Annotated in this window: 21 protein-coding genes; 20 read left to right on the top strand and 1 reads right to left on the bottom strand. The window is 61.2% G+C overall.

What is annotated here, in order from left to right:
- Nucleotides 1-63 precede the first annotated feature (63 nt).
- The 7 genes from PVW51_RS19060 to PVW51_RS19030 all read left to right on the top strand — a co-directional run bounded on the left by PVW51_RS19060 (nt 64) and on the right by PVW51_RS19030 (nt 5,060).
- Nucleotides 64-435 (top strand): hypothetical protein, encoded by a 372-nt coding sequence (locus tag PVW51_RS19060; RefSeq protein WP_274576808.1) that lies wholly within the window; start codon nt 64-66, stop codon nt 433-435.
- On the top strand, nt 436-945 hold the full coding sequence (locus tag PVW51_RS19055; protein WP_274576807.1) for a TRAP transporter small permease: 510 nt from the start codon (nt 436-438) through the stop codon (nt 943-945). It begins immediately after the preceding gene.
- Complete coding sequence (locus PVW51_RS19050; RefSeq protein ID WP_274576806.1) at nt 942-1,151, top strand: hypothetical protein; 210 nt, start codon at nt 942-944, stop codon at nt 1,149-1,151. The genes PVW51_RS19055 and PVW51_RS19050 overlap by 4 nt, the downstream gene beginning before the upstream one ends.
- Nucleotides 1,139-2,248 (top strand): TRAP transporter large permease, encoded by a 1,110-nt coding sequence (locus tag PVW51_RS19045; RefSeq protein WP_274576804.1) that lies wholly within the window; start codon nt 1,139-1,141, stop codon nt 2,246-2,248. Before PVW51_RS19050 ends, PVW51_RS19045 begins: the two co-directional genes overlap by 13 nt.
- Before the next feature lie 193 nt (nt 2,249-2,441).
- On the top strand, nt 2,442-3,434 hold the full coding sequence (locus tag PVW51_RS19040; protein ID WP_274576843.1) for an amidohydrolase: 993 nt from the start codon (nt 2,442-2,444) through the stop codon (nt 3,432-3,434).
- Between the two features lie 118 nt (nt 3,435-3,552).
- A complete protein-coding gene (locus tag PVW51_RS19035) occupies nt 3,553-4,353 on the top strand; it encodes an IclR family transcriptional regulator (RefSeq protein ID WP_274576803.1) in 801 nt (266 codons plus the stop codon).
- A 113-nt stretch (nt 4,354-4,466) separates the two neighbouring features.
- Nucleotides 4,467-5,060, top strand: coding sequence for a TetR/AcrR family transcriptional regulator (locus tag PVW51_RS19030; protein ID WP_274576802.1), 594 nt, complete (start codon nt 4,467-4,469; stop codon nt 5,058-5,060).
- On the opposite strand, the gene PVW51_RS19025 is transcribed toward PVW51_RS19030, so the two are convergent.
- Nucleotides 5,057-5,851, bottom strand: coding sequence for an enoyl-CoA hydratase/isomerase family protein (locus PVW51_RS19025; RefSeq protein WP_274576799.1), 795 nt, complete (start codon nt 5,849-5,851; stop codon nt 5,057-5,059). The genes PVW51_RS19030 and PVW51_RS19025 overlap by 4 nt on opposite strands.
- 114 nt (nt 5,852-5,965) lie before the next feature.
- On the opposite strand from PVW51_RS19025, the gene PVW51_RS19020 reads away from it, so the two are divergent.
- The 13 genes from PVW51_RS19020 (at nt 5,966) to PVW51_RS18960 (ending at nt 20,877) form a co-directional block, all read left to right on the top strand.
- Nucleotides 5,966-6,757, top strand: coding sequence for an enoyl-CoA hydratase/isomerase family protein (locus tag PVW51_RS19020; RefSeq protein WP_274576798.1), 792 nt, complete (start codon nt 5,966-5,968; stop codon nt 6,755-6,757).
- Between the two features lie 12 nt (nt 6,758-6,769).
- The gene (locus tag PVW51_RS19015) at nt 6,770-7,588 is read left to right on the top strand and encodes an SDR family oxidoreductase (RefSeq protein WP_274576797.1); all 819 of its coding nucleotides are present in this window, start codon (nt 6,770-6,772) and stop codon (nt 7,586-7,588) included.
- 35 nt (nt 7,589-7,623) lie between these two features.
- On the top strand, nt 7,624-9,126 hold the full coding sequence (locus PVW51_RS19010; protein WP_274576795.1) for a class I adenylate-forming enzyme family protein: 1,503 nt from the start codon (nt 7,624-7,626) through the stop codon (nt 9,124-9,126).
- Entirely contained in the window at nt 9,123-9,905 is a 783-nt protein-coding gene (locus tag PVW51_RS19005) for an enoyl-CoA hydratase/isomerase family protein (protein ID WP_274576793.1), read from the top strand. The genes PVW51_RS19010 and PVW51_RS19005 overlap by 4 nt, the downstream gene beginning before the upstream one ends.
- Nucleotides 9,906-9,908: 3 nt before the next feature.
- A complete protein-coding gene (locus PVW51_RS19000) occupies nt 9,909-11,075 on the top strand; it encodes an acyl-CoA dehydrogenase family protein (RefSeq protein WP_274576791.1) in 1,167 nt (388 codons plus the stop codon).
- A 146-nt stretch (nt 11,076-11,221) separates the two neighbouring features.
- A complete protein-coding gene (locus PVW51_RS18995; protein WP_274576789.1) occupies nt 11,222-12,610 on the top strand; it encodes a phenylacetate--CoA ligase family protein in 1,389 nt (462 codons plus the stop codon).
- Complete coding sequence (locus PVW51_RS18990) at nt 12,607-14,226, top strand: acyl-CoA carboxylase subunit beta (protein WP_274576787.1); 1,620 nt, start codon at nt 12,607-12,609, stop codon at nt 14,224-14,226. Before PVW51_RS18995 ends, PVW51_RS18990 begins: the two co-directional genes overlap by 4 nt.
- Before the next feature lie 21 nt (nt 14,227-14,247).
- The gene (locus PVW51_RS18985; RefSeq protein ID WP_274576786.1) at nt 14,248-16,254 is read left to right on the top strand and encodes an acetyl/propionyl/methylcrotonyl-CoA carboxylase subunit alpha; all 2,007 of its coding nucleotides are present in this window, start codon (nt 14,248-14,250) and stop codon (nt 16,252-16,254) included.
- Nucleotides 16,251-17,225, top strand: coding sequence for a hydroxymethylglutaryl-CoA lyase (locus tag PVW51_RS18980; RefSeq protein ID WP_274576785.1), 975 nt, complete (start codon nt 16,251-16,253; stop codon nt 17,223-17,225). The genes PVW51_RS18985 and PVW51_RS18980 overlap by 4 nt, the downstream gene beginning before the upstream one ends.
- Nucleotides 17,226-17,786 carry a biotin transporter BioY gene (locus PVW51_RS18975; protein WP_274576783.1) on the top strand — a complete coding sequence of 187 codons (561 nt, stop codon included), beginning with the start codon at nt 17,226-17,228 and terminating at the stop codon, nt 17,784-17,786. It abuts the gene before it with no gap.
- A complete protein-coding gene (locus PVW51_RS18970; protein ID WP_274576781.1) occupies nt 17,783-18,595 on the top strand; it encodes an enoyl-CoA hydratase-related protein in 813 nt (270 codons plus the stop codon). The genes PVW51_RS18975 and PVW51_RS18970 overlap by 4 nt, the downstream gene beginning before the upstream one ends.
- A 13-nt stretch (nt 18,596-18,608) precedes the next feature.
- Complete coding sequence (locus PVW51_RS18965; RefSeq protein ID WP_274576779.1) at nt 18,609-19,805, top strand: acyl-CoA dehydrogenase family protein; 1,197 nt, start codon at nt 18,609-18,611, stop codon at nt 19,803-19,805.
- Between the two features lie 7 nt (nt 19,806-19,812).
- Complete coding sequence (locus tag PVW51_RS18960; RefSeq protein WP_274576778.1) at nt 19,813-20,877, top strand: acyl-CoA dehydrogenase family protein; 1,065 nt, start codon at nt 19,813-19,815, stop codon at nt 20,875-20,877.
- The last annotated feature ends 3 nt before the right edge of the window (nt 20,878-20,880 follow it).

The raw sequence follows: 20,880 nt of genomic DNA, 5'->3' as shown, positions 1-20,880 counted from the left end.
ATCCCAGAAAAACTGGGGACTATTGCTCCGGGAAACTGACCCTTTTTGCGCCGGGATTGACAGATGGCCGCAAGCCGCAACCCGCTGGCAACGGCGGAGTATTTTGAACATGTTTGGTGCGCATCCGTTCAGGCTGGTGCCGACGGCATTGTCCGGGTGGTTCTGGGAGATGTCCACCTGGGCCTGATGAGCCGGCCGACAGCAGCGGCTCGTTATGGAAAGGCCTGTATCGACGGGATTCCGGATGACGACGTGGCTTACCTCGGCTTCCGCATCCAGGTCGCTTCGATCCGAACCTTGCGAGAATGCCTGGATGACGCAGGCTTTCCCGTCGCAGGCAGCACCGCAGGCGCCGTTTGGCTGGCGCCGTCTCAGGCGCATGGCTGTCTGGTCGAATTTCAAGAAGACACCGGTTTCTCGGAAGGCGCGCGCTAGATGACCGGCATGTTCAAGTGGTTTGACCGGTTCGTCTCGGCGCTGATGGTTCTGGGCGAGATAATCGTGGCTGTGCTGTGCCTTCACATCGTGGTCCAGATCATTGCCAGCGCCGTGTTCGACAGCCCGCTCGAAGGCACCGACGCCATCGTGTCTTATTGGTACATGGTGCCGATCGTGTTCCTGCCGCTGGCCCACATCCAGCGCAATGACAAGCACATCAAGGCTGAGATATTCACGAACAAGCTCGGCCGCAAAAGCCGATTTCTTCTCGATCTCGTCATTCTTGCCGCTCTGGGCGTATTCTGCGCGCTTTTGACCTGGCAGACCATGCAAGAGGCTCTTCAGGCCACGAGGATGAACGAAGCGATCGAACTGGTTCACACCTCGCTTCCAGCCTGGCCCGGCCGCTGGTTCGTGCCGCTGGGATTTGGCGCGATGGGCTGTGCGGTTGTGCTGATGTTCATCAGGCGTGTGGTTGCCGGTGCAAAGGGCCGGGAAAAGCCATGATGGGGGTCGAACAAGGCTTTCTCGCCGTCGTTGCCCTGCTGATCCTGATCGCGCTCAGGTTCCCGATTGGCCTGTCGCTGGCGACGGTTGCATTCTCGGGAATAGCGCTATTTCTCGGATTTGGCCCGGCGCTGAGTTACGTCGGCCGGATTCCACGGGAATTTGCGACTCAGTACGAGTTTTCGGCAATACGATGTTCACCCTGATGGGGTCGGTGGCTTTCCAATCCGGAATGACCACGTCCATCTACAAGGCAGCGAGGCTTTGGCTTGGCCGGTTGCCGGGCGGCCTGGCCGTGGCGACCAATTTCGCCTGTGCCGGGTTCGGTGCGGCTTCGGGATCGACATTTGCGACGACGATCGCGATGGGCAAGATCGGCCTCCCAGTGATGCTGCGTTACAAGTATCATCCGGGCCTGGCCACGGCCTCTTGCGCCTGCGGCGGAACCCTGGCGGCGGTAATCCCGCCCAGCATTGCGTTGATCGTTTATGGAATTCTCGCTGAGGTCTCGGTTTCCAAACTGTTCGTCGCCGGCATCGTTCCGGGCATTGTGACGGCCTTCGCATATGGCGGTATGACCGTCGCCCGGTGCCGGCTGAACCCCGATCTGGCGCCGAAACTTGAGGATCGCCCGACATTGCGCGAGAAATTGGGTGCACTGGCGGAAATCTGGCAGTTGCCGGTACTCGTTCTGATCGTCATGGGCGGTATCTATGGCGGGCTGATGAGCCCGACTGAAGCCGGCGCTTTTGGGGCCTTCGTCGCAATCTTGATATCGGTCTTGCAGCGCCGGCTGTCCTTCGCACCGCTTCGGCGAAGCTTGAGAGATGCCATGGTGACGACGGCTTCGATCCTATTCGTCGCGATCGGCGCGCTGATGTTTTCGCGTTATCTGGCTTTGATCGGTTTGCCCGCTTTCATTTCATCGGCGGTCCTGCAACTGTCGCTCACGCCACTGACGGTGATCATCTGCGCCAGCGTGGTCTTCATTTTGCTCGGTATGTTTCTCGATCCGATGGGCATCATGCTCATTACAATTCCGATCTTTCTGCCGCTGTTCACGGAAATCGGCTATGACCTGATCTGGTTCGGAATAGTCGTCGTGAAGTTCATTGAAATCGGGCTTTTAACGCCTCCGGTCGGATTGAACGTTTTTGCGGTTTCGACCCTCGTTCGCGGTCAGATCGGTGTCGAAGTCGTCTTTCGCGGCGTGGCCTGGTTCCTGTTGGCCGAAACCGTCGTGATGATCCTGCTTTTCGCTTTTCCCGAGATTGTAACGTGGCTTCCCGGATTTATGAGATGACAAAAACCATACGTGGCCTGATTCCCGAAATTTCCGCGCGTCATTAGCATTGGCCCTTGCTGAGGCGAGATCTGCATGCGCATCCCGAGACGGCTTTCGAGGAGACGCGAACCTCCGAGGTCGTCGCCGATGCGCTAAGTGACATGGGACTTCAGGTGCATCGCGGGCTGGCGCGGACAGGGGTGTCGGAACGATCCAGTCTGGCTCCGGCGACCGGCGTATCGGGCTGCGCGCCGATATGGATGCGCTTGATATCCTTGAGGAAAACACATTTGCGTATCGATCGGTTTTCGAGGGGAAAATGCACGGATGCGGTCATGACGGCCACACGACAATGTTGCTGTCCGCAGCCGAGTATCTACAGAACTCCAAGGACTTCAATGGCACGGTCAACCTGATTTTCCAGCCCGCCGAGGAAAACGAAGGCGGCGGGCGCGAGATGGTTACCGACGGGTTATTCGACAAGTTTCCCTGGGATGCGGTCTTTGGAATGCACAACATCCCCGGCATTCCGGCAGGTCACTTCGGTGTCAAGGACGGGCCGATGATGGCGTCCTTCGACATTTTCGATGTTGAGGTGACAGGCAAGGGTACACATGCCGCATGGCCGCATACAGGCACCGATACGGTTCTCGCGGTCGCCTCCATGATCCAGTCGCTTCAGTCAGTCGTGAGCCGGAGTGTGGCTCCTCTGGATGCCGCGGTCGTCAGCGCGACAAAGCTCTTAGGTGGGAACGCGTGGAACACGCTGCCCGAGCGGGCGGGGTTCGGCGGCACCACGCGAACATTCCGGCCCGAAGTGCAGGATGCCGTTGAAGCGGGAATTCGCCGTGTCGTGGAGGGGCAGGCGAAGAACCACTGTGTAGAGGCAAGTGTGCGCTACGAGCGGCGCTACCCGCCTACGATCAATACCTTGCACGAGGCGCAGATTGCCGGCGATACGATCGAAGAGGCCTTCGGGGCAGGGCGGTTGAACCGAAATCCGGATCCGCTTATGGCAGCAGAAGATTTCGCGTTCATGCTACAGGAACGTCCCGGTTGCTACATCTGGCTGGGCAACGGCTCAGAAGGTGAGAAGGGCGGCGTGATGGCCCACAAACCGCTCTACGACTTCAACGACGACATCATCCCCTTCGGTGCGAACTACTGGGTTCACCTGACGGAAAAGATACTGCGGTCCGGATGATAGGGCGCTCAAGGATCGTGCGGACAAATCATCCCGGGCGCTACGGTCGGCGATACTGCTGGCAGATGCGCGCCGGGTGTTCTAGAAGACCGCCCATCGGACACAAGTGAAGAGCATCATGGCAGGGAAGGGAACGGGCAACGACTTTGATACCAGCGCGGTGGACGAGCGGAAAGGAATCAACTCCGTTGAGGTCGGGCTGAGAGTTCTGGAGGTGTTATCCAGTGCCGGACATTCTCTGCCGTTGAAGGATATCAGCCGGCTGAGCGGCCTGTCCGGCAGTCAGAGCCATCGGTATCTCACCAACCTGATCCGCGGCGGATTGGTTACCCAGGATGCTTCGACAGGGCATTACCGGCTTGGCAGCATGGCGCTTCGTGTCGGGCTGTCGGCGCTGCCTCAGATCGACGCGCTGAAAGTCGCTGAGGATGCGCTCGACCGGCTTGTCAGCCGGATCACGGAAACTTCCATGATGGCGATTTGGGGCGAAAGAAGCCCAGTCACCGTCAGGTGGCACCGGGGCAGTACGTTCATTTTTTTGCCGGTCGGTGTCGGTAGCACGTTTCCGCTTTTGAATTCCGCGACCGGACGGGTCTTCCTTGGCTATCTTCCCAGGGTGGTAACCAACTCGCTCCTAGAACAGGAATTGGAGGAAGCCGATCTGAACGAAGAAACGGTGAACATGGACGACGTGATCGCCAACGTGCGGGCGCAGGGATATTCCGCGCTGGAAGGCCATGTATTGCCCGGCTATTGTGCCACCTGTGCACCGGTGTTCGACTCGCAGGGAGAAATCGTTGCCGGGATCACAATCATGGGGATGGCCAACCACCCCAAGGAAATCAGACGCGCGTCGACGCAGACGTTGTTGGATATGACGCGGGACGCGTCACGGTCGCTTGGATGGTCGGAGAAATAGCCTTATCGGTCCTGTTTCGCTTTCATCGCGCGCAACCGAAGTTTGTGCATTGTGTTGTGAGTGGACTATTCGCAGGTCGTATATGAAGAGTTTTCCAGGAGAGGTTTATTAGGATGGTCAGAACCGCCGGCTCGGACGGGGTCAAGACGTTGCAGGCGATCCGCAAGGCGGGAGTGAAGCGGATCTACAAGCATGGTTTCGAGGCGATGAAGCTGCGGAGCCTTGCGGAGGATGTGGGGATCCAGGCGGGTTCACTTTACAATTACATCCGCAACAAGGAGGAATTTCTGTTTCTCCTGCTGAAGGAAGTTCTGGAAGAGCTTCTCGAAGGGCTTGAGCGGGAGCTTGCCGGTATCGACGATCCGAAAGAGGCGCTGATACGTTTTATCAACTTTCATTTGCGCTGGCATACGGCGCGTAAGGAAGAAGTGTTCATCGGGAACATGGAGCTGCGCAGCCTGTCGAAGCAGCATCTTCAGGAGATTATCAGGATGCGGACCGAGTACGAGTCGCGCCTGCGCCGGATACTGGAGCGCGGAAACGAGGCGGGGGAATGGTCGGTCGCGGATCCGCAGGTTATTTCCTATTCGATCATCGCGTCGCTGACGGGCGTGTGTAACTGGTACTCGCCGCGGGGTCGCCTGTCGCAGGACGAGATCATCGCGATCTATACCGATCACGTGTTGGGCGCGGTGGGGGCCCGCTAGACGTCCGCCAGGGTCACGCGCCATGCCGGGGGCCGCTTCCCGAGAAACGCCGATATCCCCTCCGCGGCGGCCTCGGACCGCCACGCCCTCGCGATTGCGTCGAGTGCAATCGACAGATGTTCCTCTTCGTCTGCCCGTTCTATGTCGTTGAATAGTTTCTTGCTGGCTGCCACCGCGACCGGAGAGCTCTGGAGGATTTCTCCAAGCATGCCGGAGACGGCGGCATCCAAGTCGCCCGGCTCGGTCACGCGATGCACAAGGCCAATCCGCAATGCTTCGTCCGTCCCGATCGCCGCTCCGGTCAGGCAGGTGGCGCGCGCGGTGCTCCCACCGAGCCGGCGCAGCACGAAGGGGGAGATGACGGCAGGCACGATTCCCAGACGCACTTCGCTCAGCCCGAAAAGCGCTTCGGTCGAAGCTATCGCGATATCCGCTGCGCAGACCATCCCGAAGCCGCCGCCGAAAGCCGGACCATTGACCCGTGCGATCACCGGATGAGGGAAGGATCCAATGGCCTGAAGAAGACGGTGGATCTTTTCCGCTCCAGACCGGCCAATGCCGTCGGGGTCATGCAGAATGCTGCGCATCCAGTTCAGATCTCCCCCCGCGCTGAAAGCGCGTCCTGCACCGGCCAGAACCAGCGCGCGGATCCGGGGATCGTCCCTGAACGCTTCCACCGCGGCAGTCATTTCCGTGACCGTATCGATGCTCCAGGCGTTTCGAACTTCGGGCCTGTTGATCGTCAGCGTAGCGACGCCGTGATCAGATACGTCCTTTAAAACATGGCTCATTTTTGACTCCTTAATTCGTCGCTCATTTATTTTACTAACGGTCATTCGTTTTTTTATTGCATGACCTCCACGCTCATGCAAGATTGTGAGTGCAACATTCTGCAGGAGGAGCTGATGACAACGCAATCCGACAAGATCGAACTGTCTATTGAAGGTTCCGTCGCAACCATCTGGCTGAACCGCCCGGACTCGGCGAACGTGATCGATCTTGAACTAGTGCAGGCGCTTCGATCCGCCTGCTTCGATCTGGAAGACCGCAAGGATATCCGCGTGGTTCTGCTGCGCGGGCGCGGAAAGCAGTTCTGCGGCGGCGGGGATATAGGCATGTTCCACGCCAACCTCGACGAGATGGGGCGCTTTATCAAGGATGTCATCGCGGACTTCCACGAGGCGGTGTTGTCGCTGCGTCGGCTGCCGATGCCCGTCGTCGCTGTGGTGCAGGGAGCGGTCGCGGGTGGCGGGCTTTCCATGGCCTTGGCATGCGATTTTGTCGTGGCTGCGAAAGGAACCAAATTCGCGACCGCCTATCGCAAGCTCGGGGCTTCCACCGATGGCGGCATGACCCACATCCTGACCCGGCTGGTGGGAACCCGTCTTGCGCTTGAGCTGCTGCTCGCCAGAGATGTGTTTCCTGCGGAAGAGGCGTTGGCGCTCGGCCTGATAAACCGGGTCGTGGAACCAGACAAGCTCGACTCTGAAGTTGATGAGCTGTGTGCGGTTCTTGCCGCAAATGCACCTGAGGCCACCGGGGTCACCAAGAACCTTGTCTATGCAGCGCCGACGGCCTCGTTTGACATACAATTGGGGCGCGAGATGGCGGGTTTTGCCCAGGTCGCGTATAGCGAGAATTTCAAGGAAGGCGTGCGCGCCTTCGCCGAACGGCGCAAGCCGGATTTTTCAAGCTGAGGGGATGCCAGAATGGGTAAACTGAAAGACAAGGTCGTTTTCATGACCGGCGGCAGCCGGGGTATCGGTCGCGCCATTGCGCTGCGGTTCGCGCAAGACGGTGCCAGGATCGCTTTGGCGGCGAAGACAAGCGACCCGCACCCAAAACTTGAGGGCACCATCCATTCCGTTGCCCGTGAAATCGAAGCGGCCGGGGGGCAGGCTCTGCCGCTTCAGGTGGATGTGCGTGACGAGGATGCGCTGCGCAATGCTGTCGAAGAGACCGTTGAGGAATTCGGCGGGCTTGACATTTTGGTCAACAATGCCAGCGCGATCAGTCCGACCGGCCTGCTTGGAACTCCGGCTAGCCGTTTCGATCTCTTGCAGACGATCAACCTTCGGGGTACTTATCTGTGCGGCCAGTTCGCGATGCCGCATCTGGTCAAGGCCGAGAACCCGCATATCCTCACATTGTCTCCGCCGATCTCGACCCAGGGCACTTGGTACGGGCGTTATCTGGCATACGCGATCTCAAAGTACGGCATGACGATGTGTACTTTGGGTTTTGCGGAAGAATTCCGGGAGCAGGGTGTCGCGGCCAATTCGCTCTGGCCGCGAACGATGATCAGTACGGATGCGGTCAGGGTATATTACCCCGAGGACTACGCCACGGGCCGTAAGCCTGACATCATGGCCGATGCAGCCTATGCCATCGTGACGAAGGATAGCAGGAAATTCTCGGGCAACGCCGTGATCGATGAGGACTTTTTGCGTCAGGAGGGTGTAACGGATTTCACCCACTACGCCATGGATCCGTCCGCAGAGCTTGCTCTTGATATTCTGATCGACTGATCGACGGAACTCAAATCACGATAAGGACCACTGCCATGATCCCAATCGGCGAGTACCTCAGTCAGAACGCTCGGCGTCTTCCTGAAAAGGAAGCTCTTGTCAGTGGCGGACGGCGTTGGACGTATGCGGAACTTGATCGGGAAACATCCGCCATCGCCGCGACGCTTGTCGCGCAGGGGGTCCGTCCGGGTGACCGGATCGGAATTATCGGCGCGGCATCGGGCGACTGGGTCCGGCTTGCCTTCGGCATCACCAGATGTGGCGGGGTCATTGCCGCGCTGAACTACCGCGAGACACCTGATCGCGTGGCGCGGATGATGGCCGATGTTGGGGTAACGCGTCTCTTCGCGGACCCGTCAAGCGCCAAGGCGCTGGCAGCCGAACAACTGGAATGCCCCGTTTCCGACCTGACGCGCGATGCGGTGGATGGGATGGCGCAGGGCGATGAGCCGGGCGATATTGCCGTTTCCCCTGACGGCGGCGCGGTGATCCTGTTCACCGGCGGCACGACAGGCCTGTCCAAGGGCGTGCTTCTGAGCCATGCGAACCTGTTCTGGAATGTGATCAACCAGGTTCAGGGGACCCGGATGGACGAATCCGACCGGACCCTGATCGGAACCGCATTGCATCATTCGGCGGCATTCAACACTTGGCTTCTGCCGACGCTGTATCTCGGTGGCACGGCTATTGTACTTCCGGAATTCACGCCGGAAGGCTGGATCGAAGCGGTGGGGCGCGATGGGGTGACCAACGGCTTCACGCCGCCGACGATGATCCGGCAGATTCTTTCGCATCCGCTGGCGGCGCGAACCGATTGGTCGCAGTTCCGTCGCTGGTATTCCGGGGCCGGTGGCCTTTCGGCCGAGGACCGCGCGGCGATGGAGGCGCTCGTCCCCGGCGTCGGGATCTACTACGAATACGGGCTAACGGAAGCCGGGCCGATCGTTACCTGCTTGCGGCCTGAGGATTACGAACGGGCGGCACCCAATTCCATTGGCCGGGCCGTCCGGCATTGCGATATCCGCATCCTGCGCGAAGATCGCGGGACTGCCGGGACGGGCGAGGCTGGCGAGATTGCAGTGCGCGGGCCGATGGTGATGTCCGGCTATGTGAACCGGCCCGAGGAAACGGCCAAGACCTTTCACGACGATTGGCTGCTAACCGGCGACCTGGCGACCATGGACGAGAACGGGTTCATCACCTTTCTCGACCGGTCCAAGGACATGATCAAGACTGGGGGGCTCAATGTCTATTCCCAGGAGGTGGAACAGGTTCTGGCCGATCACCCGGCAATCCGCGAGGTTGCGGTGCTTGGCTTCAACGACGACACCTGGGGCGAGCGTGTGACCGCAGTCGTCGTCCTGCGTGACGGTGCGTCGGCATCGGAGCGCGAGCTTATCGATTTTGCGCGGTCAAGGCTGGGTGGATACCAGACGCCGAAGAGCGTGGTCTTTCTACCGTTTGACGCTCTGCCGCGGAACTATCTTGGCAAGATTCTGAAACGTGACCTGCGGATTCAGTTGGAGGCGGAAGAATGACCATCCGTCTGACATCTCCCCGGCCCGGCGTTGCGCTGATCACGATTGACCGTCCGGAAAAGCGCAACGCATTCGACGTAGAAACCGATAACCGGTTGCGGGCGATCTGGCCAGGTATCGAGCGCGACGCTGCCATCCGGTGCATCGTTCTCACTGGGGCGGGCGAGAAGGCGTTCTGTGCAGGTGCCGATATCCCGTCTTATCTGCCTGAACTTAGACGCCGGGCCGAGACCAACATGGATGACGGAACCTTTGGCGGCATGACCCGCCGGGTTCCGACCCGCAAACCGATCATTGCCGCGATCAACGGCGACGCGCTTGGCGGCGGGCTGGAGCTTGCCCTGGCTTCGGACATCCGCCTTGCTTCGGCGAAGGCGCGCTTCGGCCTTCCCGAAGTGTGTGTGGGCGTGATCGCCGGAGGCGGCGGAGTAACGCGGCTGCCGCGGCTCCTGCCTCCGTCACTCGCCGCGCAGATGCTGCTGGCCGGGGACATGATCGACGCCGAAACTGCGCTTGTCTCGGGGCTGGTGAGCCGCGTTTACCCGAACCCGGCCGAGCTTATCGAGGCGGCTCTGGATACTGCCGAGCGTATCGCCAGCAATGCCCCGCTGGCTGTAGAGCGGACCCTCTCTTTGATCCGACAGTCGCGTTCCCTTTCTCTTGCCGAGGCTCTTGAAGCAGAACGCGCGGCCTTCCGCGACATCCTGGCAACGGCGGATTCCGTCGAAGGGATCGCAGCCTTCGCCGAACGGCGCCCCGCCGATTTCAAAGGAGTCTGAACGATGACGGATTTCCATGACCTGGATGAAACGACACGGCAGATCCGAGAAATGGTCTCTGCCTTCGCACAGGATCGGGTGGCGCCACTGGCGGGTCAGCTAGACCGGGACGAGAGGTTCCCAAGGGCACTGTGGCCTGAAATGGGGGCACTTGGCCTGCATGGAATGACAGTTGCCGAAGAGGATGGTGGGGTCGGGCTCGGCTATCTTCAGCATGCCATCGCGGTAGAGGAAATGTCGCGCGCGTCGGGCAGTCTGGGAATATCCTATGTCGCCCATTCAAACCTCTGCATCAACCAGATCCGGAGGAACGCGTCTGCCGAACAGCGGGCTGCATATCTGCCGCGGCTCCTGTCCGGCGAGCATGTCGGCGCGCTTGCAATGAGCGAGGCCGGCGCGGGATCCGATGTCGTCGGCATGCAGATGCGGGCCGAGCGTAGAGGCGACCGGTATGTCCTGAACGGCAGCAAGATGTGGATCACCAACGGGCAGTTCGCAGATGTCGTGGTGGTCTATGCCAAGACCTCTCCAGAGGCAGGCAAGCGCGGGATTTCGACATTCATCGTGGAAACCGGCAACCCCGGTTTCTCTGTCTCGCCGCCGTTGAACAAGATGGGAATGCGCGGTTCGGGGACCAGTGAGCTTGTGTTCCAGGATTGCGAGGTGCCCGCCGCCAACTTGATGGGGCCTCTGGATGGCGGCGTCGGTGTCCTGATGAGCGGGTTGGACTATGAACGGATCATCGCGGCAGCGGCCTGCCTCGGGCTGATGCAGGCGGCGCTGGACGTTGCCATTCCCTATGTTTCCGAACGCCGGCAATTCGGCCGCGCGATCGGCGAGTTCCAATTGGTGCAGGGCAAGATCGCCGACATGATGACGGCCCGCAATGCGGCGCAGTCCTATGTCTATGCCGTCGCAACGGCCGCTGACCGGGGGCTGCCTCTGAGGAAGGAAGCGGCGAGTGCAATCCTCTTCGCATCAGAGAACGCGACGAAAGTCGCCCTCGACGCAATCCAGCTTCTCGGGGGCAATGGTTATGTCAATGACTACCCGGCCGAGCGGATCTTGCGGGATGCCAAGCTTTACGAAATCGGAGCGGGGACCAACGAGATTCGCCGGATGCTGATCGGCCGGGAAATGTTGTCTCATGTGAAATCCGCAATCAGCTGAGATCGCGCGGCTAATACGGTCGGGGGAAGTTTCGCCAAACGAATAATACGGTCGACCGGTTGAAAAAATGACGAGGCCCCTTGCGGGCTGCCGCAGGGTGATTGGGTGGAAACGTCGCTCGGCGGACCGAAGGAAGTGAGATCGAAATGAGATATAGACGACCAGATGTACTTTCCACCGGCGCTGCGCCGGTGTTCAATCCAGTCGAGCTGGCGGCGCCCGGGGCACTGCGCACCCTTCAGGAAGACCGGCTGCGCAAGCAGGTCGACTACCTCGTCCGCAACTCCGCCTTCTATCAGCGCCGCTTCGCCGAGGCAGGGTTGACGGCTGCGGATATCCCGACCATCGGGGATTTGCGGCGCATTCCGTTCACCACGAAACAGGACCTGCGCGACAGCCTGGCGCGTGTCCGGCCCCTGGGCGAGCATCTGGCCGCTCCGCTCGGCGAGGTGGTGCAGATCCAGGCGTCTTCGGGCACCACGGGCAGCCCTTCCTATGTCGGGCTGACCGAAAGCGACGTGCTGTCCTGGCAGGAGATGACGGCCCGCGCCCTGTTCGCCTGCGGCATGCGTCCGGGCGATCTGGTTCTGCACACCTTCGCGCTTGGCAAGGGCTTTGTGGGCGGCATCCCGATGTTCCAGGCGGTTCAGTATCTTGGTGCCAAGGACATCCCGATCGGGGCCGATGGCGGGGCTGACAGGCTGCTGATCGCGGCACGGGACCTGAGACCGCGCTGTGCGATCGGCACGCCGAACTTCCTTCTCTATCTTGCGGACATCGCCAAAGACGTTACCGGCGTCGCCGCGGCCGACCTGGGGGTCGAGCGGCTGATCGTCGGTGGCGAGCCGGGCGGCGGCATTCCCGCGATCCGGGAAGCGCTGGAAGCCGCCTGGGGCGCCACCTGTTGCGAGGTTTTGGGTGGTACCGATCTGGGATGCACCTATTGGGCGGAAAGCGACAGCCAGATCGGAATGCATATGGTCGGCCCGGATCACATTCTGGCCGAGCTCATCGATCCGGAAACCGAGGAGCTATTGCCGTACGAACAGGGCGTGGAGGGCGAGCTGGTCTATTCCGCGCTGACCCGCCAGGCCTCACCGGTCTTGCGATTCCGCAGCGGTGACCATGTCATCGTCACTTCCGCCTCCGGGGCCGACGGCCGCCCAGGGCCGACGATCCGCTGCGTGGGGCGTACGGACGATATGCTGATCGTCCGGGGTGTGAACCTGTTTCCGTCCTCGGTTCAGGAGATCATCGCGGCCATACCCGAAACAAACGGGACGATGCGCATCGTTGCGGATTTCGCTGGCCACAGCACCCAGGGCAACCTCAAGGTTCTTGTTGAGCGCGGTCCGGGGCGTGACGCAGCCGAGGACACGGCCCTGGCCGCCGCCGCAGAAGCGCGGATCAGAAATGCGCTGGCGGTGAAAGCCGACGTCACCATCGTTCCAACCGATTTCTTTTCCAAACCGGGTGCCCTCAAGGTCGCCCTGACCCTACGCGAGATGCCTGATCTGCCGGGAGAAGCCAGATGAACCAGAATGTCAAACCCGCTGCGACCGAGCTCTCCGATGCCGATGAGGCGCAACTGAATGCCGAAGCGTTTGAGCAGCTTCTGAAGGAGCTGCGCAGCCGCCGTGCCGCATCGCGCAGGGGTGGCTCGGACGCTGCGCGCCAAAAGCACCTCGACAGGGGCAAGATGCTGGTGCGCGAGCGCATTGATGCGCTGATTGATCCCGGATCGCCGTTTCTGGAACTGGCTGACCTCGCGGGCGCAGAGCTTTACGGCGACCGCGTTCCCCCCGGTGCGGGCATTGTAACAGGCGTCGGCATGATCGCGGGCCAAGCCTGCATGATCATTGCCAACGATGCGACGGTGAAGGGCGGTACATACTTCGGCATGACCTGTCGCAAGCACGTCCGGGCGCAGAAGTTCGCCTGGACGAACCGGCTGCCCTGCGTGACCCTTGTCGACTCCGGCGGAGCCTTTCTGCCCGATCAGGCGAATATCTTCCCCGACGAAGGTCTCTTCGGGTCGATATTCCACAATCAGGTTGGCATGTCGGCTGACGGTATTCCCCAGATCGCGGTTGTCCTTGGGGCCTGTACGGCAGGCGGTGCCTATATCCCGGCACTTTGCGACGAAATCGTCATCGTTCGCGGGCAGGGTTTCATGTATCTGGCCGGGCCGCAGCTGGTCCAGGCGGCGACAGGCGAAAAGGTGGACCCCGAAGCGCTCGGCGGTGCAGAAATGCACAGCCAGGTCAGCGGGGTCACCGACCATATGGCGGAGAACGACGCGCATGCGCTCGCCATCACCCGGGATATCGTCGCGGAACTACCGGCCCGGCCGGCCCCGATTAGACCGCGCACGTCGCCCGAGGCTCCGGCCCTGCCGCCGGGCGCTATGCACGGGCTGATCAACCGCGATCCGCGACGGCCGAATGACACCCGCGAAATCCTGCGTGGCATTCTCGATGGCGGCGATCTGCAAGAGTTCAAGGCGGGCTACGGCAAAACCCTGATCACCGGTTTTGCCCGGATCGGCGGCTACCAGGTTGGCGTCCTGGCTAATAACGGCGTTCTGTTCACGGAGTCCGCGAACAAGGCAACGCATTTCATCCAGATGTGCTGCCAGCGCAATATCCCGCTTGTCTTCTTCGCCGATGTCTCGGGCTTCATGGTTGGCCGCGAGGCCGAGGTGAACGGGATCGCCAAGGCCGGGGCCAAATTCATCACCGCGATGAGTTCCGCCACCGTTCCGAAATACACGGTCATCATCGGTGGCTCGTACGGAGCCGGCTATCTGGCGATGTGCGGTCGTGCTTTCCGTCCAAACGCGATGTTCATGTGGCCCAACGGCCGGGCGGCGATCATGGGCCCCGATCAGGCGGCGACGACGCTTGCTCTGGTCAAACGGCAGGGCTTCGAGAGCCAGGGCAGGGATTGGACGGCGGAGGAAGAAGAAGCCTTCAAGGCACCGATCCGCCAGGAATACGAAACCTTCGCCAGCGCCTTCAATTTCGCCCGCAACCTATGGGTGGATGGCGTGATCGAACCGGATGAGACCGCACCGGTTCTGTCCCTGCTTCTGGAAATCTCGGCCTCCGTTCCGGCTGGGCCGACTCGCTTTGGCGTATTCCGCACCTGACCGTGGGGAGAGGAGATCATCATGTTCAAGAAAGTTCTGATTGCCAACCGCGGCGAAATCGCCTGCCGAATCGCCCGCACCTGCCGCGAGATGGGCGTTGCCGTCGCCACCGTACATTCCACGGCCGACCGCGATGCACTGCATGTGCGCGAAGTGGGCGAGTCCGTCGAGATCGGATCCGCTCCGGCCGGCGACAGCTATCTGCGGATCGACCGCATTGTCGAGGCGGCCCTGGCGGTTGGCGCCGACGCCGTGCATCCCGGATACGGGTTTCTGGCCGAGAACCCAGAATTTGCCGATGCGGTCGTGGATGCAAGTCTGACCTTCATCGGACCGTCGGCAGAAATTTTGCGCCGTTTCGGGGATAAAGCGGCCGCCAAAGCCGAAGCCGTTGCGGCGGATGTGCCGGTTGTTGCCGGCACTGTCGAGCCGAGCGCTTCCGTCGACGACCTGATCGAATCCGTGGCCGGTATGCCATTGCCTCTCCTCCTGAAGGCTGCTGCCGGTGGCGGCGGGAAGGGGATGCGCGTCGTCGCATCCCCTGACTCGCTGCGTCAGAATATCGAGGCAGCTATCCGCGAAGGGCGGTCGGCTTTCGGAAACCCGAACCTGATCGTCGAGCAATATCTGCCGGAGGCCCGGCATATCGAGGTTCAGATCCTCGGTGACGGCAATGGCCGGGTAATTCACCTGTTCGACCGGGAATGCAGTCTTCAACGGCGGCACCAGAAGGTGATCGAGGAAGCGCCGGTGACAAGCCTGCCCGACGCGCTGCGGCAGGAGATTCTGGCACACGCCGTCCGTCTGGGCGAAAGGGTCGGATATCGCGGATTGGGAACGGTTGAGTTCATCGTCAAAGACGGCAAAGCCTATTTCCTCGAGGTCAATCCGAGGATCCAAGTCGAGCATCCGGTTACCGAAGAAATTTGTGGACAGGACCTCGTTGCCTTGCAGATACGCAGTGTTGCCGAGGGGCGCCTTCCGATCGAACAGGCCGATGTCATCGTAGGGGGGGTCGCGGTCGAAGCGCGGCTCTATGCTGAAGACCCCGATCAGGACTTTATTCCCTCGACGGGAAAGCTCGAGTCGCTCTCTCTGCCATCGGGGCTTCGCGTGGACCGGGGCATTGCGGCAGGCATGAGCGTCACACCCTATTACGATCCCATGATCGCCAAGCTGATTGCCGTCGGCCCGGACCGGCAGCAGGCCTATGCCCGGCTGTCTGCCGCACTCGAGGAAAGCGCGGCCCTGGGTGTACAAAGCAATCTGCCGCTCCTCAGGGCGCTCACCACCTCTCCGACGGTTTTGCGAAACGAGGTGCATACCGGATCGATTGCAGAGATCGTGTTGGATCTGGCGGCTGTACCGCAGGTGTCCACGGAAGAGGCCGCTCTGGCCGCCGCACTCTGGCTCAGGGCCCACCGGGCCTCCGCCCCGATGCTCTGGACGGGCTGGACCGGCGCCACTGGCTGGCGGCTGAACACCGGCACCTCCGAGGCGAACCATGCCCCTTCGATCCGTTGTGCAAGCGGCGCTATGGGTTTTGACATCCGGTTCGGCATGCTGGACCTGGATGACGCTCTGGTTGTCGCGGCGAACGAGGACACCTATGCAATCCGTCTGACCGAGATCGGTGAAGACCTTGTTCTTGCCGATCTCGACGGCCGGACACTGACCCTGATCCCGTCATGCGATGAGGGAAGAGCAGGCTTCATCCGGGGTGCGCGCGGCGTGTCACTGACTGTGACCCCCTACCTGTCAGGCAAACTTCTCTCCTCGGGCGGCACGGCGAGTGGTGAGGTTCTAGCGCCGATGATGGGACAAGTCATAGCAGTCGAGGTAGTCGAGGGGCAGGCGGTTGGTCTTGGAGACCGGCTTGGCGTCATGGAATCGATGAAGATGGAACTGGTTCTGCGTGCCCCCGTTGCCGGAACCATCGGCACCGTCGCTTGTGCCGCCGGCGAGTCGGTGGAAAGAGATCAGTGCCTGTTCGAAATCCTCGCAGACCAGGACGAGGCCGCAGCATGACCGATCTGCCCGCCCGCGTCACCCTGCACGAGGAAGGTCCAAGGGAAGGATTTCAGTTCGAGAAGACACTCTTCCCGCTGGCCGAGCGCGTGCGTTTTGTCGACATGCTCAGCGCAACCGGGCTGAGCCGGATTCAGGTCGCGTCCTTCGTATCGCCCAGGATGGTGCCGCAGATGGCGGATTCGGCCGAGCTGTTCGGCGCAATCGCAAAGCCATCCGGGGTGCGGCATACCTCGCTCTGGCTGAGCGAGAAGGGCTATCGCCAGGCGGCGGAAACGCCCGGTGTCGATCTGTCCGGCCTGATCCTGCTTTATGCATCGGACGCCTTCAGCCTTCGCAACAACGGATGCAGCGCGGACGAGATGCGACGGAGACAGGAGGACTGGATCGCCATGTACGACGCCGATGGCGTCGACATCGAGGCGATCTACATCATGACTGCCTTCGGCTGCAATCTTCAGGGAGACATCCCGTTCGCGGCGCTGGACGCCAATCTGGACTGGATCGCCAGCCGGTTCGCGGGCCGCGCGTTGCCGGTGATCTATCTGGCGGACACGGTCGGCTGGGCGGTTCCAACAAGCGTCACTACGCGTATTTCATATGTGCGCAACCGGTTTCCCGATGCGCGCATCGGCTTGCATCTGCACGACACCCGCGGCGCCGCGATGGCCAGTTTCCTGGTCGCGCTTCAACTGGGCGTAACTCAGTTCGATGGCTCTGTCGCCGGATTGGGCGGCTGTCCCTTCGCGGGGCATGGGCACGGGGCTGCTGCCGGCAACATCTGCACCGAGGATATGGTCTTCATGGCCCATGAGATGGGGATCGAAACCGGAGTCGATCTCGAAGCCCTGATCGAGGCGGCCCGAATGGCCGAAGCGCTGATCGGCCGCCCCCTGCCGGGCCGGGTCATGCATGGCGGATCGCTCGCGTCCTACCGCAACAGCACACCAACCATTGGAAAGAGAACTTAGATGGCGCAAAGTCAATCACGACACACAACAAGCCTGCATACCGTCGCAAAGTCGGCGATGGTCGCCATACCCGCCGTGGCGCTCATCATCCTGTCGGCCCGGATACAGGTGCCGATGTACCCGGCCCCGATGACGATGCAGCTTGCGGCCGTCCTTGGCGTGGCGGCGTTCCTTCCGATCCAAAGCGCCATCCTGCCGATCACACTGTATCTCGGCCTCGGCCTGGCGGGTGTGCCGGTCTTCGCCGGGGCCTCTGCGGGACCCGCCTATTTTGCCGGACCGACGGGAGGATACCTGTTCGGCTTCTTCCTGGCGTCGGCCCTCATCATCGCCTCGCGCCAGGTCACGGATCGGCTTGTGCTGCGAATGCTGGCCATTCCCCTGGCAGCCGTAATGGTTCTGGTCACCGGATGGGTGTGGTTGTCCGTGCTTATCGGCCCGGCCGAAGCGTTCAACGCCGGTGTCATGCCGTTCCTGGCAGGCGACGCCGTGAAATCCGTCCTGATCATGCTGTTGATCTATGCCGTCCACGCGCAACGCCTTGAAAGGACAAAGTCATGACGAGCTATGAAGATATCACCTACGAGATCCGCCCCGAAGGCGTGGCCCGGATCACGATCAACCGACCGGACCGCATGAATGCCTTTCGCGGGCAAACGGTGGACGAGTTGATCCACGCCTTCCAGCGCGCCGGTTGGGACAAGACGATTGGTGTGATCGTGCTGACCGGGGCCGGGAAAAAGGCATTCTGCACCGGTGGCGACCAGAGCAGCCATGATGGTCAGTATGATGGGCGGGGCACGATCGGGCTGCCGGTGGAAGAACTGCAAAGCCTGATCCGCGACGTTCCCAAGCCGGTCATCGCCCGGGTCGCCGGATACGCGATTGGCGGGGGAAACGTGCTGGCGACGCTCTGCGACCTGACGATCGCGGGCGAGAGCGCGCAGTTCGGCCAGGTCGGCCCCAAGGTTGGCTCGGTCGATCCCGGCTTCGGTACTGCTTACCTCGCACGCGTTGTCGGCGAGAAGAAAGCGCGAGAGATCTGGTATCTGTGCCGCCGGTACACCGCAGCCGAGGCCGCCGATATGGGGTTGGTCAACAAGGTCGTGCCGGACGACCGTCTCGACGACGAGGTCGATGCGTGGTGCGCCGAAATTCTTGAGCGGAGCCCGACGGCCATCGCCTTGGCCAAGGCCTCCTTTACCGCCGAGACCGAGAATATCAGGGGATTGTCCGGCATCGCCATGCAGGCGCTCGCCCTCTACTACGACACGGCGGAATCCAAGGAGGGCGTCGCGGCGTTTCTGGAAAAGCGGAAACCGGATTTCCGTAAGGGCCTTCGGGACGGCGAGAAACGGAAAACCTTGTGAATTGGAATGGGCAATGCAAAAAAGCCAGACTGATGGAAGCTTTCTTGACGCGAAAGATATCGCATTTCGGGATGAACTGAGAGCATTCTTTCAAGCCGAAATCCCCGCAGATATCCGCGGGAAAATCAGCGCGGGACAAGTGCTGGCCAAGGAAGAAATTGTGACCTCGCAGCGCATTCTTAACGCAAAGGGGTTGGCGGTGCCCGGCTGGCCGCTCGAATGGGGCGGCAAGGACTGGACACCAATCCAGCGCTATCTGTTCACGGAAGAGTTGCAGTTGAATGCGGTGCCGCTTCCGTTGCAATTCAACTGTCACATGGTGGGCCCGGTGATAGCGGCCTTTGGCAACAAGGCGCAGAAAGAAAGGTTCCTACCGCGCGCGGCAAACTGTGACGATTGGTGGTGTCAGGGCTTTTCCGAACCCAACGCCGGTTCAGACCTTGCCTCGTTGAAGACTCGTGCGGTGCGGGACGGCGACGATTATATCGTGAACGGACAGAAGACCTGGACGACATATGGTCAATATGCCGATTGGATCTTCTGCCTTGTCCGGACCGACCCCGACGCCAAGAAGCAGAGGGGCATTTCATTCCTGTTGATCGACATGACGACGCCGGGCGTGGAATTGCGCCCGATCGTGACGCTCGATGGGCGCCACGAGGTGAACGAGGTATTCTTCACTGATGTTCGCGTGCCCGTCGCGAACCTTGTCGGTGAACCGAACCGTGGCTGGGATTACGCGAAGTTCCTGCTGGCAAACGAACGTTTCGGCATCGCTCGAATCGGTCTTTCGAAAGAGCGTGTCGCGCGGATCCGAAGGCGGGCTAGAGACAATGGCGCTTGGGACGACCCGCTTTTCCGTGCCGAGGTGATCCGGCTGGAAATTGAGCTGAAGGCACTGGAAGTCACGCAGATGCAAATCCTCGAACGCGCCGGGCGAAGGGGCAATGAGCCGGATCCCGCCTCGTCAATCCTCAAGCTGCGCGGTTCACAGCTTCAACAAAGGGCCTCAGAACTTCTGATGGAGCTAGAGGGCCCGGAGGCACAGCGCGCGATAAGCGACGTCACGGATCCCTATGCAAAGGCCGAAGAGGATCTGGCCGCCGCTGCGGCACTTAACAACTACCTGAATTTCAGGAAAGTCTCGATCTACGGTGGATCCAGCGAAATTCAGAAAAACATTGTCTCAAAGACGATCTTGAACCTGTGAGGCCTACGTGGACGTAACGAATGACGAGCATCGGATGCTGCAGGACAGCCTCGACAGCATCCTATCCGAAACGGCCGATCCCGCGGAAATCTGGCAACAGCTCGCCGGGCTTGGAATGCTTGGCCTGACTCTGCCGGAGCATGCAGGGGGCGCTGAGCTCGGGATGCCCGAACTGCTGCTCCTTTCCTACGCCATGGGGCGCGCTGGTTTGACCACACCGCACGTCGGTGCCGAAATCCTTGCCATGCCACTGCTGGCCCGATTCAGCGACCTTCCTTCCGTAGCGCCATTGTTGGGCAGACTCGTCGACGGATCACGTATCGTGACCCTTTCGCTGGAGGCGCGCGCGCCGGTCATGGCCGACCGAAATAGCGAAAGCGGTTTCCGCATGAACGGCGAGGTGACCCTCGTGCCAGCCGGCGCCAGTGCTGACCTAATCGTGCTAATGGCGACCCTGGACTGCGCTCCGGCGCTGTTCCTGTTGGACCTCGGCACTCCCGGTGTTCTTCGCATCCCGTATCTGCCGGTCACCCCCGGCGGCGGTGCGGATATTAGGCTGACGGATGTGACCCTGCCAGAGGGGGCACTGTTGGCACATGGAGACGAAGCGGCGGCGCTGATCGCCGAAGCCCAGGCCCGAGGGCAACTTGCCACCTGTGGCGAAATGCTTGGCGGGATGGAAGTCCTACTCGAATTGACCGTCGACTACCTGCGCACCCGCCATCAGTTCGGCCAGCCGCTGGCTGCGTTTCAAGTCCTGCAGCATGCGGCAGTCGACATGTATGTTGAACTGGAGACCGCGCGCGCGATGCTGGACTACGGCCGCCGCATGTTCGGCGCCGACCCGATGCGGCGATCTCTGGCGCTGGACGCGGTCAAGCTAAAAATGAATGAAGCGGCAAAGGTGATCGGTGAGAGCGCCGTGCAGCTTCACGGCGGCATTGGCATGACCGAGGAAAGCTTGACGGGCCGCCAGTTCGCCAGACTGACCGCCGGACGGCTGGCGTTTGGCGACAGCCGCAGTTGCATGAACAGGCTACTGACCGGTGACGAGAGCATCGCGCTCAGTTGACCC

Source organism: Sulfitobacter sp. PR48 (genome assembly GCF_028807335.1).
In the GTDB taxonomy this organism is placed as follows: domain Bacteria; phylum Pseudomonadota; class Alphaproteobacteria; order Rhodobacterales; family Rhodobacteraceae; genus Sulfitobacter.
This window is presented reverse-complemented; position numbering and strand designations above follow the sequence as displayed.

Excerpts from the sequence above, each read along its gene's own strand:
- PVW51_RS19060 (WP_274576808.1), top strand. The coding sequence starts at position 64 with ATGGCCGCAAGCCGCAACCCGCTGGCAACGGCGGAGTATTTTGAACAT.
- PVW51_RS19055 (WP_274576807.1), top strand. The coding sequence starts at position 436 with ATGACCGGCATGTTCAAGTGGTTTGACCGGTTCGTCTCGGCGCTGATG.
- PVW51_RS19050 (WP_274576806.1), top strand. The coding sequence starts at position 942 with ATGATGGGGGTCGAACAAGGCTTTCTCGCCGTCGTTGCCCTGCTGATC.
- PVW51_RS19045 (WP_274576804.1), top strand. The coding sequence starts at position 1,139 with ATGTTCACCCTGATGGGGTCGGTGGCTTTCCAATCCGGAATGACCACG.
- PVW51_RS19035 (WP_274576803.1), top strand. The coding sequence starts at position 3,553 with ATGGCAGGGAAGGGAACGGGCAACGACTTTGATACCAGCGCGGTGGAC.
- PVW51_RS19030 (WP_274576802.1), top strand. The coding sequence starts at position 4,467 with ATGGTCAGAACCGCCGGCTCGGACGGGGTCAAGACGTTGCAGGCGATC.
- PVW51_RS19025 (WP_274576799.1), bottom strand. The coding sequence starts at position 5,851 with ATGAGCCATGTTTTAAAGGACGTATCTGATCACGGCGTCGCTACGCTG.
- PVW51_RS19020 (WP_274576798.1), top strand. The coding sequence starts at position 5,966 with ATGACAACGCAATCCGACAAGATCGAACTGTCTATTGAAGGTTCCGTC.
- PVW51_RS19015 (WP_274576797.1), top strand. The coding sequence starts at position 6,770 with ATGGGTAAACTGAAAGACAAGGTCGTTTTCATGACCGGCGGCAGCCGG.
- PVW51_RS19010 (WP_274576795.1), top strand. The coding sequence starts at position 7,624 with ATGATCCCAATCGGCGAGTACCTCAGTCAGAACGCTCGGCGTCTTCCT.
- PVW51_RS19005 (WP_274576793.1), top strand. The coding sequence starts at position 9,123 with ATGACCATCCGTCTGACATCTCCCCGGCCCGGCGTTGCGCTGATCACG.
- PVW51_RS19000 (WP_274576791.1), top strand. The coding sequence starts at position 9,909 with ATGACGGATTTCCATGACCTGGATGAAACGACACGGCAGATCCGAGAA.
- PVW51_RS18995 (WP_274576789.1), top strand. The coding sequence starts at position 11,222 with ATGAGATATAGACGACCAGATGTACTTTCCACCGGCGCTGCGCCGGTG.
- PVW51_RS18990 (WP_274576787.1), top strand. The coding sequence starts at position 12,607 with ATGAACCAGAATGTCAAACCCGCTGCGACCGAGCTCTCCGATGCCGAT.
- PVW51_RS18985 (WP_274576786.1), top strand. The coding sequence starts at position 14,248 with ATGTTCAAGAAAGTTCTGATTGCCAACCGCGGCGAAATCGCCTGCCGA.
- PVW51_RS18980 (WP_274576785.1), top strand. The coding sequence starts at position 16,251 with ATGACCGATCTGCCCGCCCGCGTCACCCTGCACGAGGAAGGTCCAAGG.
- PVW51_RS18975 (WP_274576783.1), top strand. The coding sequence starts at position 17,226 with ATGGCGCAAAGTCAATCACGACACACAACAAGCCTGCATACCGTCGCA.
- PVW51_RS18970 (WP_274576781.1), top strand. The coding sequence starts at position 17,783 with ATGACGAGCTATGAAGATATCACCTACGAGATCCGCCCCGAAGGCGTG.
- PVW51_RS18965 (WP_274576779.1), top strand. The coding sequence starts at position 18,609 with ATGCAAAAAAGCCAGACTGATGGAAGCTTTCTTGACGCGAAAGATATC.